Annotated in this window: 11 protein-coding genes; all 11 read left to right on the plus strand. The window is 35.2% G+C overall.

Features of this window, described 5'->3' with window-relative positions; all coding sequences use genetic code 11:
* The first annotated feature begins 19 nt into the window (after window positions 1-19).
* The 11 genes from HYU07_05065 to HYU07_05115 are packed head-to-tail and all read left to right on the plus strand — an operon-like array spanning window position 20 to window position 13,569.
* Complete coding sequence (locus HYU07_05065; protein MBI2129584.1) at window positions 20-607, plus strand: hypothetical protein; 588 nt, start codon at window positions 20-22, stop codon at window positions 605-607.
* A gap of 11 nt (window positions 608-618) precedes the next feature.
* Window positions 619-930 carry a hypothetical protein gene (locus HYU07_05070; GenBank protein MBI2129585.1) on the plus strand — a complete coding sequence of 104 codons (312 nt, stop codon included), beginning with the start codon at window positions 619-621 and terminating at the stop codon, window positions 928-930.
* A gap of 2 nt (window positions 931-932) precedes the next feature.
* Window positions 933-1,415, plus strand: coding sequence for a restriction endonuclease (locus HYU07_05075; protein MBI2129586.1), 483 nt, complete (start codon window positions 933-935; stop codon window positions 1,413-1,415).
* Between the two features lie 23 nt (window positions 1,416-1,438).
* Window positions 1,439-2,554, plus strand: a complete 1,116-nt coding sequence (locus HYU07_05080) for a hypothetical protein (protein ID MBI2129587.1) — start codon at window positions 1,439-1,441, stop codon at window positions 2,552-2,554.
* A gap of 29 nt (window positions 2,555-2,583) precedes the next feature.
* Window positions 2,584-4,155 (plus strand): AAA family ATPase, encoded by a 1,572-nt coding sequence (locus tag HYU07_05085; protein ID MBI2129588.1) that lies wholly within the window; start codon window positions 2,584-2,586, stop codon window positions 4,153-4,155.
* Window positions 4,156-4,166: 11 nt separating this feature from the next.
* Window positions 4,167-6,623 (plus strand): transglutaminase domain-containing protein, encoded by a 2,457-nt coding sequence (locus HYU07_05090; protein ID MBI2129589.1) that lies wholly within the window; start codon window positions 4,167-4,169, stop codon window positions 6,621-6,623.
* Window positions 6,616-9,822 carry a hypothetical protein gene (locus tag HYU07_05095; protein ID MBI2129590.1) on the plus strand — a complete coding sequence of 1,069 codons (3,207 nt, stop codon included), beginning with the start codon at window positions 6,616-6,618 and terminating at the stop codon, window positions 9,820-9,822. The genes HYU07_05090 and HYU07_05095 overlap by 8 nt, the downstream gene beginning before the upstream one ends.
* 50 nt (window positions 9,823-9,872) lie before the next feature.
* Complete coding sequence (locus tag HYU07_05100) at window positions 9,873-11,288, plus strand: hypothetical protein (GenBank protein MBI2129591.1); 1,416 nt, start codon at window positions 9,873-9,875, stop codon at window positions 11,286-11,288.
* Window positions 11,289-11,302: 14 nt separating this feature from the next.
* Window positions 11,303-11,782 carry a hypothetical protein gene (locus tag HYU07_05105; protein ID MBI2129592.1) on the plus strand — a complete coding sequence of 160 codons (480 nt, stop codon included), beginning with the start codon at window positions 11,303-11,305 and terminating at the stop codon, window positions 11,780-11,782.
* A 2-nt stretch (window positions 11,783-11,784) separates the two neighbouring features.
* Window positions 11,785-12,225, plus strand: a complete 441-nt coding sequence (locus HYU07_05110) for a hypothetical protein (protein MBI2129593.1) — start codon at window positions 11,785-11,787, stop codon at window positions 12,223-12,225.
* 30 nt (window positions 12,226-12,255) lie between these two features.
* On the plus strand, window positions 12,256-13,569 hold the full coding sequence (locus HYU07_05115) for a hypothetical protein (GenBank protein MBI2129594.1): 1,314 nt from the start codon (window positions 12,256-12,258) through the stop codon (window positions 13,567-13,569).
* Window positions 13,570-13,660: the final 91 nt, after the last annotated feature.

Consider the following 13,660-nt stretch of genomic DNA (forward strand, 5'->3'; position numbering starts at 1 on the left):
AGAAGGAGGTCGATTGAAAATGAAATACCAACAAACTAAGTTGTATGAGCTAGTCAGGAACACTATATTAACAGGGCTTCTAGTAGCAACACCGCTTGTTGCGAGTGGTTGTTTGAAATCAACAGACCCTTATATAAAAGCAGAGCAAAGTTTGGATACAGTTGCAAAGTATGCAAGCAGAAAACCAAGAACAGAGGCTGAGGCTAAGAGCAAGCAGCAGTTCATGGCAAAGGCGAAGAAAAACATAGTGCAGATTACTGCTGCAAGCCCTGAACTGAAAGAAGAACTCTGGGAAGAGGCTTATTTACCTTCTGAAAAGCAGCAAAAAGCAATTGAGACTGTAAGCGGGATGCCTCTTACGCAGAGAGTTGGCGTAGTTTTAAAGCCGTCTGCAGATCAGATTAACTCTGAGAGAAATAAGCTTTATAGCGAAGCAAAAGGATTAGATGAAGCAGCAACAGCAATAGACCTATATGATGTGAAAAGAGGGGATACAAGCAGCATAGATGCTAAGTTAGATGATGATCCAGAAATAGCAAGGCTGCAAAGAATGAAGTTGAACATTGAGCTTTTAAAAAGAGAAGCCGGAGAAAATAATATTCCATAGGAGGTGGAAAAATGATACCGCGAATAATAAAATATGGCATGGTTGTTGGAACAATAGTTGGAGCAGCATATTTGGGTTATGACTACAGTGAAAGAAAGCATGATAGTTACATATCGCAATTTATAGGTGGGATGATAAATGTTGCCAAAGGAGAAAATGGCAAGCCTTACGTAGCTAAGACATCCTTAGACGACAATCTAGACAAGGTATTAGAAGCAAATTCACAGGAATTGGTTGCAAAGCTTAACCAAAAAGAAAAAGAGATTGATGCAAGGATTGCTAAGACACAGGCTGAAAAGGTTTCGCAAAAAGTCAGACATTAAAGATGTCAGACAATGAAAACGGCTATAAATTCGAAATATTTGTTGAAAAGCTGTACAAAAACCTTGGAAAGGACAATGTGCAGCGGAACTTATTGCTAGCTGACAGAACTAGCAATAACGGCCAGAGATGCCAGATTGACCTGGCATTTGATGACTGGCTTGCAAAGCGCTATGTGGAATGCAAGTATTACGAAAATACAAGCGTTCCATTTGGTGATGTTGAAGAGTTTGTAACCAAGCTCGGAAAAATAGGAGCAGAAACATGCCAAGGAATAATGGTTACAAACAGCAGCTTTATGCCATCAGCAATGAAATATGCAAAAGAGCATGGCTTGCATTTGATCGATGGCCTAAAACTTGAGGAAATATACCGGAAAAGCTGCTTATGCGACTGCGACTTCATTCAATTCATCAAGTACAAATTTGGAAAAAGATCATTGGGAGATGAGGTTAACAAGATTGAATTAAAGAAAGAAAATAGATAATGATAAAGAAGGAGGAAAACAAAATGACTGAAGAAAATAAAAACCCTGGAACTGGAGGAGAAGGTGCTTTTTTTGGAGGTGCAGGTGCTCCACCAAATTCAACAGCAACCGCAACACCAACACAACTTGATACTGAAAATGGCAACGGTGTTTTAACTGATGCGCAAAGAGAAGTGCAAAGGACAATAAGAGAAAAACACGGCATCGATATTTTTGCTGAGAGTTTATTTGACCAAGAAGCTGGAAAATTCGTAGGGGATGACGAGGCATTAAAACATTATTATGAACAGCAAAAAAAAGAATATAAAAGCTTGATAAAGAGAGCGGCAGATACAGTAGTTGAACATGTACAAAAATTCAATATTAAACAAGTTGTAGATAAAATAGCCAGCAGTACAGGAGATAGAAAAGAGTTCTTATTTAGTACTAAAGATGCCATTCCAACAGGAGCATTGGAAAGGGAAATACAAGGTTTAACTGAAGATAAAGCGTTACTTGAAAAAGCACAAAGTGTGACTCAAAAAACAATTAATACACTTGAAGATAAATGTGATGAATTTCATAGAAAGGGCGAAGAAGCAAAAAACAGGACATACCAAAATGCGAAAAAAGCTTCTCAGGCAGAAAAAGAAATGGCAAGATTAGTAGAAGAAAGTCAGAAGATAGATACCAATTACCGAGCAAACAAAATAAGCTATGAGAAATCAATGGAAGAAAAATACAATATCAACCAAGAAATCAGAAGACAAGACAATATCTACCGGGTCGCAAATTTATCGGTGAAAAAAGAAAAGATAATTGGAAAGCTATCGGAGCAGAGCGAGAAGATCTACAAATATATGCTGCAGGACTTTTACTGGACCGAGCTTAGCAAAATTAGCACTGGTTTAACAGAAGTGGAGTACTCAATCAGTTTAAGGAAAGAAGTGCTAGATATGATGATAGACTTAGGAGACAAAAATATCTTCGAGAGGAATAAAATAATTGATAGAATAAGGAAAAAAGAAGGGATATTTGTTGGAACGTTAGAGAATGTTAAAACTTTACTAAAACATTACGCAGGAGAGAATGAGCGCTATATCAGCGAAAGTGAATCACCACTGCTAAAATTCAAAATCGAAGATAGGCTATTGTCTTAATTTATTTTTTTATTTTTTAGGTGATTCAAATGAGCAAAGTAAAGGTAAATCCAGACATAGTTGAAAAATATAGGCGATACTACAGGAATGAAGTTAATGATGGTTTTAAAGATGTAATCATTTCAAAAGACTACGATGACATATTGCACCTTCCATCATTAGATACGCTTGTTATTCTAAATTCCTTTGTTGAATGCTGGGCTATTTATGGTGCTGTATATGAAACTTTAAAAGATTATTTCTCACTCAGTGATGGAAAGTTTGGTCAAAAAGACCACATGAAATTAAATATGGTTTCAATGTTTGCCGGAATGTTAAGCGGGTATAATTTCATTAACAAACAGATACCGGATGATGTCCCTGTTCAGGCAATTAGTGTTAATTATACAAGCACAAATCCTTTTTTCGATGCAAAAAATTTATGCACCGGTGTAATAAGGCGCAAAGTTCCTCAAAGTTCTAAAGAGATAGCCTTGATTATGAAAGTTTTCTACAATAGCGTTCTTAATGACATCCTCAAAAAGAAAGCAGAATACCCTGACCTTGACGCGCGGATGAATGAGCTCTGCCCGATACAGGTTAATGGGCTTGAAATTACCGGCTTTACAACCCAGCAGATTGCAGCTCCGCAGCTTGAATTTTCAACAGAGTGGTCTGAGCTTGTCGGCGTGGACAATGCAGCCAAACTGCTTTCAAAATACAGCTCTCAACTTTTTCTTTACGATCCCGAAGAATGTGATAACTTTGAAAAAAAGCTCATACCATGGACAATTCTTCTTTATGGCCCGCCTGGAACAGGCAAATCCTCTATTGCAATGGCCATGGCAACGCAGATGCAGCGTTATTCAAAAGCATATGGAATTCCTTTCTCATTTACACTAATAGATGGTGCTGTAAAAAGCGAATGGTTTGGAAAATCAGGAGCAATATTAAGGGAAAAGCTGCAGGATGACCCCAAAAAAGTAAGCCTTAAGGTAATTGATGATATTGACATGGTATTTCAAAGCAGAGAAGATCTTAATCCAAGTCCAGCTCAGAAAGAAATTTCACAAGTTCTAATGTCTTACATTTCAGGAATAGGCACAGGGTACAAGGGCAATACTTTGCTTGTAATGACAACCAATTGTAAGACAAAAGCAGCAATTGATCCAGCTGTTTTGAGCAGAACTAAAAAAATGATTAAAATATTGGGTCCTGTAAAATCATCTGACTACATAAAGTTAATGCAAATTAAAACTAATGATTCCTTAACCAAGCCATTTGTAAAGTTATCTGCAGATGATTATGTCAAGATTGGCGCGCATTGTGAGGGAAATCGCCCTTATGAGGAGAATCGCCCTTATGAGGAGAATCACCCTCATGAGGAGAATTACACTCATGAGGAGAATCACTTTTCAGGCCGCGATATAGATAATATTGTCTCAATTATGTTGAACTACATAGTCCCAGAAGGCCCAGTCCCAATTGAGTACGGAAGATTGAGCAAAGAAGAGCGAAAACAAGCCAGAATAAGAACTTATAGGCCAATAGATATGAACATATGCTCAAAATTATTTAAAGAATATACAGAAAGCAGACAGGAGGAATTTAAAGGGCTTTGAAATCAATGAAAATGGCAGAAGCAACAGCTGTATACGAAAAATCGCAAAATACAACGAACAGAGAAGAGCTAGTTAGAAGAATAAAGGTCAGCCCGGGCATGGATTATTATCTCGGCATTAAAAACAAGCTTCTGCAACTGAATGTTTCCGGCGTTTCGCTTGAAAATGCAAAATTATTAAGGCAGATCGCAGATGAAATAATTCCCGATATAAGAAGAGCTGCGTCATTCCATACAGAGCCTTTTGACCCGGTTGAAAGGCAGGGCCTGGCAGAAGTAAAGGGCCTTGAATCATTAATTAAAAATGCAAGAAGAACAATGGTTGAAGTCGTCAAAAAAAATATAGAGTCCATTGAAACTTATGGAAAAAAAGAGCTAAATATCTCAGATATTGATTATCTGCAGAATTTTCCATTTGAGATCAGGGAATCAATCAGAATATTGTGTTGTGATGATGTAATAAGTGCAGCAAAAGTCAGCAATCTTGATGCAGTAATCAGCAGCATAATAAAAAATTACCATGAAAAACAAAAACAAGGCAGAGAGCTGATCAACAGCAATCTTGGCTCTTTGGCTGCAAGCCATTATTCTATTACATTAAATGACAGCACAATAAATGACAATCCCTTTGTGATGTCACCCCATTTATTGTCTTATGTTCAGGAAAGAACAAAGAATGCTGCAACAGATGAAGACAAGGCAAAAGCTGTATTTGACATGATTGTTGATTATGTAAAATATGGGGGGGACAAAAGAGGGGACAAAACTTATAGAAATGCAGATGAGACATTCAAGACAAAAGAGGGCGTTTGCGGCGAGATGGGCTATCTGTATGTTGCAGCAGCAAGGGCATCTGGCCTGAAGTCAAATATTGCCGAAGTGGATATTGATGAAAGAGGCGAAAAGGTATGCCATGCATGCGCCTCTGTCGAGCTGAATGGAAGAACTATTCTTGTTGATCCGGCATACCAAACAATTGATGCAAAGCATAAAAAATTTAAAATAGTGACTGATGAAGAAGCAAGGGAAAAGTACAAGCTATACAACGGCTTAGAAGACAAGGTTGATGTTGCTGTAAAAGACGCTTCTATTTCAGAAGAAGAAAAAAATGATGCCGTTAAAAAATTAAAGGAGCCTGATTATCTGTTCAAGGTAAAGCAGGCTTTAGATTTGATGATTGTAAAGGAAGATGAGGCAAAGCTCATAGCTTATCTGTCTTGCTTCAGCAGCAGATTTCCAGATTATGTTCTGCCTGTCCATGCTTTTATACAAGCGCAAAGCTCAACAGGAAAGACGCATTTGATTGATACTGTTGTTAAGCTATTCCCAGATCAGAATATTATTGCAATCAACAGGGTAAGCGATGCTGCATGGGATTATTTTAAAGAATCATTAGATGGAAAAGTAATGACAATTGAAGAATTTCATACTCTGACAGACAAAGCAATGAGAATTTTGCTTCCTAAATTATGGAAATCTGAAAAGCAAAGCAAGATTACAGTCATGGATAATGGCGAAAGAGTTACAAAATCAATCGGGCCGAAAGGACTCCCAGCGTGCTTAGCTGCTTCATGCAAGGATTTCCCATTTGAAGTCATGAATCGCGGAATATTGGTTTCACTTGATTATTCGAGAGAACAAACCAGGCTAATTAACGAGCACAAGGCAAAAATTAGGGCTTTCCCGCAGATGACTGAAGAAAAATTCTCAAACTTAAGCAAAGAGTATGCAGACTGTTATGTTGCAATTAAACCCTATAATAACTTTTCGCCTTTTCTCCCGATATTAAATAACTTCCTTATCGGAGGAGTAACTGATAGGAGAAACTTTGAAAAATTAGACCTATTGTCAAATGTAGTTGCCCACATTAACCAGTTTCAAAGACCCATCATTTCAATTGATGAAAAAGAAACAATACCTGTTTTGATCTCAGATATTTATATTCCATTAAGCCTGCAGAGAAAATTTTTAATAGAAAACAGCTGCTTGGATAAGAAAGCAATTGAGCTTTACAAAGTGATCCAGGGCAATAATGGCATTTCATCAGTACAATTAACAGAAAAGATAAGAAGCTGCGGTCCAGAAAGCTCCTTTGTTTCAGCATCGAGGAAATCTGAAAGGGAACTGCAATACGAAATTGGCTCTTATCTCGCTCAATTAAAGGACTTCAATTTCATCTCGCAGTCAGATTCAACATATTCAGTAAACCAAAGTTTAGCTTCGCGCTTTGATTTAAATGATATGACAATCAATCTGAAACCTATAGAAGATGCACTGCACAGCTTAAACCAGCAGAGCCAGGATGCAACTGCAAAGATGGGCTTAAGCTACAATAAAGACAAGAATGGCTTTGAATGGCAGAATTATAAAGAAAATCTAGTTGATCCTTTAACAGGGGACAAACTGCTGATCAAGGTTGAAGCTTTAGATGGAAATGGAAAAATAAAGGTGGAAAGATGTAATGAATGAGGCAATTGATTCAAACAGACAGGGAGATTTATCGGATTTGAAAAAAACAAAGAGCGAGGTAGACAAAGGAATAACAGATAATGGGCCATCTCAATTGGCTGTAAACAGAAGAAGACTTGAAGCAAGGCTAAAGAATAACAAAGTAATAGATCATTATAAAACTCTTGCTTCAAAACTAACAACATCTATAAGGTCTGAAATTCTAGATGATTTAACCACAATATTGGCCTTTCCAGAAGAGATGGAGCAAGATTTTATATGCAGAGGAAGTTTTTATTGCGCTTCTACAGACCAGCAAGTTAATGAAGGTTTGAGTTTAATCGATAAAGTAAAAGGCAGGAAAGAAGGAATTATAAAGGAAGTTTATTCAAAATTAGAAAAAGATTTAGGCAATTTCCAGGGCAGTATTGGAAAATCATTTAAAAACCTGAATGAGCATCTATCATCATTAGACGCCTTAAAAAAGAATCTTGAAAATTATGCTAAATTCTTCAATTGGGTTGGTGATGAAGAAGCCAAGAAAAAACAGCAGTCAGTTAACGATGCAATAAAAACGATTGATAGCAGGTATTCTGATGTTAAAAAATCTGAAAATGGTTTAAAAGGCATTGCAGAATGCTTTGAAAATCAATTTTGGGATACAAGCAATATAACTGAGCTGAATGAATTAAAAAAGAAAGCATCAGATTATATGAAGCAATGCGATTATAATGACCTTAAACTAAAATCAGCGGGCTTACTGCAGAATATTGATAGAAAACAGAAGGCAATTAGCCAGTTCAAAAGACAAAAATTTTTAGCAAATATACCTCTCATTGGAAAACTTCCACTTAAAGAAACAGACATAAAAGAGATCCAAAGTGAGATCGACTTCAACATTGAAGAAATTAATAAATACATGCTGGAAATCCAGAAACTGCCTTCTGCACCACAAAGCATAGATGAACTGAAAAAACTTAGTTCAGTTATAGACTCCTCAAAATACAAGCCTTATTCTAATTTACTCATATTTCAAAACGGAATAGAAAAATACCATAATGCAATAGAAAATTTAAAGGCAGCAGGGCAGGAGAAAATTGAAGCAATCAATAAAGGGCTTATCGGGGAATATGAAAAAATAAAGGCAGGCCCGATAGCGCCAAGCAGTCTCTCAGAACTTGAAAATATGCTGGCAAAGCCGCAAGATAACAGGCTTGATTGCCTTTTGCAGGCATTCGACTCATTAGGCAATTCAGAATATTCTAGAAATGCAAGAATTTTAAAATCTGAAAACGAGAAAAGGCTGAACGAACTCAAAGAAGATAAAACAAAGTTAGAAAAAGAAAAAGATGAATTAGCTGAATATTCAACAAAAGCGAAGCAACTTGAAAGAGAGGCCAAAGATAAGGATATTTTAGAGATGGGTAATGGAAATATTGTGGTATTGAAAGAGCTATTCAGTTATAATCTGCCTGATACGCAGCAGGTTCACCATGAGTTGCTTAAGTCATTGAGTGAGGATGTCAAAAAGAAGATGAACGCATTTAAATCCGATAAGGAAGTGATTAAATCAACATTAACTGAAAAATTAACAGATAAATACAATGAATTAAAAAGAGACTATAATGGAAAAGGCAAAAATCTTGAGGAAGATATTGCAGCAGCAAAGTCTTGTGAAGAAACAACAGAAAAATTAATTTCACGTTATTCAGAAATATCTTTGCCAATACTCTCAGATTTACAAAAATTAAAGGGAATAGTTATTTCTGCTCGTGAAGAAAAAGAAAAGCTTTTATTTGCAAAGGACGAAATAATTGACAAATGCAAGATTCTTGAAGAAGTACTTGATAAGCTCGATAATCATACGAATGGTACCATTAAAAATGGCTTGGCTGCCCAGCTCAGAGAGCTAAATCCTGTTCTGTTCGATGGATATGAAGGCCCATATCTAAAGGATAATGCCAGACATTACAAGGCTCTTGTAGAAACCATACAGGAGAAGAAGCTTGAAATCGTCTGTGATGTTGAACTTAGAGATATAAGCTCAAAAGTTGAACAGAGGACAGGTGCGCTGGATAAAGACATAAGCGAATTGAAGAACGTGCAGCTTAAAACGCAGGATTTTATTGGCAAATACAGTAAGGAATTGGCGCTTACAAAGCAAACTGAAGAAGCCAAAAATCTGCAGCAAAAGATCATGTCTTTGCTCAGTGAATACGCTTCAATTCATGGTGCGATTGACAAAATCAACAATAACTATGACATAAGCAGCAGGCTTAAAGAATTGTCTGCAATAAAGGACAACCTTGAGCTGTCAGAGCAGGCTTTGGGCAAGATAAAGGAAATAAAAGCAGTGCAGTTTGATGGCTATGCAGCTGATAGGTTCGGCTACAGCGCAGAATTGATTGAAAAAAGGAAGAAGCTTGCTGAGGAGTTCAAACTTGAGGCATCTGAATTGCCGACACTACTGGAAAACTTGTTTAAAAAGGAATACAATAAATTAAAAGCAATTTATGAACCAAACAAAGAAGAGGTCGTATCAGACTGCAAGAAGGAAGCAACCAGATTTATGAATTTAAAACAAGAAGCACTATTGGATGATTCTGATTTTAAGCTGTTTTTGGAGGAGATTATAGAGATGGAAAAAGTATATGAAAAAAAGAAGAAAGAGACTACAGCCTTCATTACAGGTAAAGAAATAAAAGACGATGAATATGAAATGCCATTAGTAGGTATAAAAATAAAACCTATTAAGGAGAAAACATTTCACATATTAAAGCAGAAATATTTTAATCAAAAACAGGAAAAAGACAAAGGTGCATTTCAAATATTGAAGCAGAAATATTTTGATCAAAAACAAAAAAATCAAATATCTGAGTTTGATAGAATTACAAATAGATGTTCTCTCTCGCATTTAGATTCTTTAACCTGCCCTGATAACCTTGAGTATATTGATCTCAGAAGCATTCTTTTAGAAAATGGCAATATTAAAGACTCTCTTAGGATTAAAAGATTTATGAGAAAATTGGAAGATTTTGAACGTAGGGGAGAATTTGCAAACGGGAATGATATCGCTTACTTAAAAGGAATGAAAAATGTATTGGAGCAGTATATTGAAGAAAGCTCGGATGGGAATATTTCAAATGCAATAAAAATATTAAACGAATATATAATCACATCAAAAAAGCAAATAGATGAAGTATCTTGTTTGAGGTCTTGAAATAATAATAGGTGGAATCAATATGTGTTAAAACTAATGAGTAACAAAAAATGAAAAAAACTTGCTTTCTCGTAATAAAAATCAGAAAAGTATATAAACCACCTTTCTTTATCGGTATCTATCTAATAGTAAGAACAGTGGGGGGCATAATGAATGGTTCCATAGAAGAGCTCATTTCAAAATCTGCAACGAGCCAAGTCGAAGTAAAAAATGAGATATGGAAATCGGGACTTAGGCAGGTTTCAGATTGGGATGAAAAATTTAATCTATTTTTTTATGGATTTGGTGAAGTGGCAAAATATAGTCTGGTTTATATGTCGGCAAATTACGAGCGTTTTTGTGATAGAATAAACGAAGTATATATTTATGATACAGGCCATATAGATGTAGAGCATATTAAACGGCAAATAAGAAAACTAAAGGTTAATCCATATTTTGGTAAAGAACAGATTGAATATAAGTTAAAAACCAAAGACCAATTTAATATTTTCTTTTTGACAGCTAAGAAGAGAGAACGAGAAGACCGTTATGATGCAGCTGAAGACAACGAGATACTAATAGACGAAATTGCACCTCTTTTTTCAGAAGACTATAAGGGAGTTGTGTGTATTGTAACAAACTTGCCTGAGATCCTCTCTTATAAATTAGCATTGAAATCAAAATTGAAGCCAGAGCAAATATTTGGTTTTGCCCACGTCGATAAATTCAGGCTCGATAAAAAGATAGATGAATTTCTAAAAGACAAATACGGGTATACTTTTTTTACTTCAACGGCATTTTTTAAAGGTGTGCATGCAAGACCCAGATGTATTTTTAATGGGGCAAAAGTTTTTTACAAAGATGAAGAAGGATTGAAAGATGAGTTCCTTAAAAATCTTTTTGACGAATCTGAACTTGAAGAAATTAGGCAGCAGGTAAATAAAAAACCAAAAGAGCTGTATAATCTCGCAACTAAAATAGGGACATCTCCAACTGCACTTGAAACAGGCGAGGCAATAAGTGAGCTAATATACAACATCATTATGAATACCCACTTGGTTGTTAATGTTGATCTGCCATTTAAATATAGCGGCTTTCCTCAAATGTATATTGAGTTACCTGCTTATTTTGATAAAGGAAAACCATTGATATTAACAGATCTTCTTAAAAATTTAACTGATGAAGACAAAATGGAAGTTAATGAGTCTTTAGAAAAGTTAAATGAACAAAACACAAATAGATTTGGGTGTATTGGTTTAGAAGAACTTGATATTGGTAATCTTGAGTCTGGTGAGACATTCGATACCACATTTTACATATTAAAACAAAAATATTTTGATCAAAAACAGGAAAAAGACAAAGGTGCATTTCACATATTAAAACAGAAATATTTTCAAATAACAAAAAAGGATAATGCCATATTCCAAACAATAAAGCAGAAATATTTTGATCAAAAGCAGGAAAAAGATACTACTATTGAAAATTAATGGAGGTAGGTAAAATGGACACATTTTTGGTAATGGTGGGAATTGATACAGAACCAGATTATCAGTTAGAAACAACAATAGATGGAAGTTTCAAAGATGACACAATAACTGCCTTAGTTGATCAGTTATACACTGTAAGTAAATTGGATCCAAAGGGCCAGCACGTCATAAACAGAGTTTATAAATGGAGAAAAGACCATCTGGAACAACTAAACAAAGAAATTAGTGCAGGTCATGTATTAAAACATCAAATGCAGCTATGGTTAAGGGCATGTAAAGGCGAAGAAGGGTGGAAAGATATTCTTTATACACATCCTGTTGTGAAAGACCTGCAAACAGGGCAAAATCGCCAAATAGTTAACCTTGATGCTAAATTGTCCGACTATATTTTTTATGACGGGGATGCAAAAAGAAATACACTAATACTTGAAGCAGCCTATGTGCCCGTTGTAGCATCTTATTCACAACAACAGATATTAACAAAGAGGCGATAAAAATGGACCCGTTCATATTAATGATGGGAATCGATATAGAACTGGATTATCAGTTAGAAACAACAATAGATGGAAGTTTCAGAGATGAAACAATAAATGCCTTAATTGATTATTTGCATGATGCAAGTAACCTAAACGAAAAAGGCCAACACGTCATAAACAGAGTTCATAAATGGAGAGAAAGCTACTTGGAACAACTAAATGAAGAAATTAGTGCAGGTCATGTATTAAAACATCAAATGCAGCTATGGTTAAGGTCATGTAAAGGCGAAGAAGGGTGGAAAGATATTCTTTATACACATCCTGTTGTGAAAGACCTGCAAACAGGGCAAAATCGCCAAAGAGTCAATCTTGATGCTAAATTATGTGACTATATCTTTCATGATAAAGGCACAGATAAAGATATATTAATACTGGAGGCAGCTTATGTGCCAGTATGTTAAAAATATGAAAATTAGCCGGCAAAGAAAAAAATGAGCATAAACTTACCAGACCATCCATTTTTTGAATTTGTTGAAAAACGCCCTACTTTAATATGGGGAAAGGAACTTTATACAGCTTCTGGGCAGGAGATAGCATCTGAAATTGGCAACTTGTTCGTTTTAGCTAATACAAAATTCAGATTAGAAAAAATAGATGATACACTAGAAGAATACGATAAAAATTATATGAAAGAAAAGGAAAATAGAGAGTCATTCGATAAATCAATAGAGGAAGAGTTCAAAAAACAAAACGGTCTTAATGTAAACGTATTGGATGAAATAAAACAAAGTTATAAGGCATCATATCTTACACAAGTTTTGAACACGCTCAATCCGGCTAGAAGGAAAGAAATATCAAAACCAGATCAGGAAATAGATATCGAAAAAACATTAAGTTCACTATCAATTTTAAATAAAAATTTTTTTACTGATGCAACTAAATATTTTTGCTTCAATAATATAATCTATGCATTGAAAGAGAATGGAAATAGAGAACAATATCATGTTCTATTTCATGGAGAAAAACACTCTCTTTATCATATTTGTTTATTGGAGGACATAAAAAATAAATTTAATGAAGCATGTAAATCTGAATTGAAAAAAGTGGTCGATAAATATTCTAATTCGGCAATAAAAATCATAGAAAATAATAAAAAATTAAAAGAATTTTTTAGAGGCAATAAAAGTGAAAGTGAGCACTATGAAGAACATAAGCAAAAATATAGGTTTCCATTAAAATATGGCCTTAAAAAAAGCGGTGAAACTTATTATGCTTTATTGCAATGTCCTCCGCACGCTTATGTAGATGATGATGGGGCCCATTATGTATTTGAAGAGGAATATATTGCATTAAGGATCCCTTTTAAAGAAAATGGTAAGGCTGATATGATATATATGATTGACAGAAATGGCAATGAAATAGGAGAAAATTTACCTCGCATATTAAATAAAGACTATATGCATCCTGCTATCAGCAGTACGAACTCATCCATACGAACAGTATGCTATAGAGGAGAAAACTACTTAGATAATGCAAGGTTTATTGAAGATGATTATGAGGACTCAATAAAATCAAAAGTTTTGGAAGAAGATGATAAAAAAGCCGGAAAAATAGGGCACATATTAATAATGGCAGGGGTAGACGCCATGACCAAAGGTTTAACAAAAGCGATAAGGCCAAACACCTATCTTCATCAGCTCCCAAATCTCTCAAAAATAAAAACAACAAAGGAAGGATTTGAAATTTGGATGAAGAATAAGATGGCAGAAGGTTATCCAAGATTCGATCCAGTTCCAGTAAAATGACACCGCAAACCTTAGAAGAAATAACTGAAATTGAAATATACAAATCAGTGCTTGAAAAGATGAAGAATTATAGCTTGATCCTTCATGAGTT

It is taken from the genome of Candidatus Woesearchaeota archaeon (assembly GCA_016180285.1).
In the GTDB taxonomy this organism is placed as follows: domain Archaea; phylum Nanobdellota; class Nanobdellia; order Woesearchaeales; family JACPBO01; genus JACPBO01.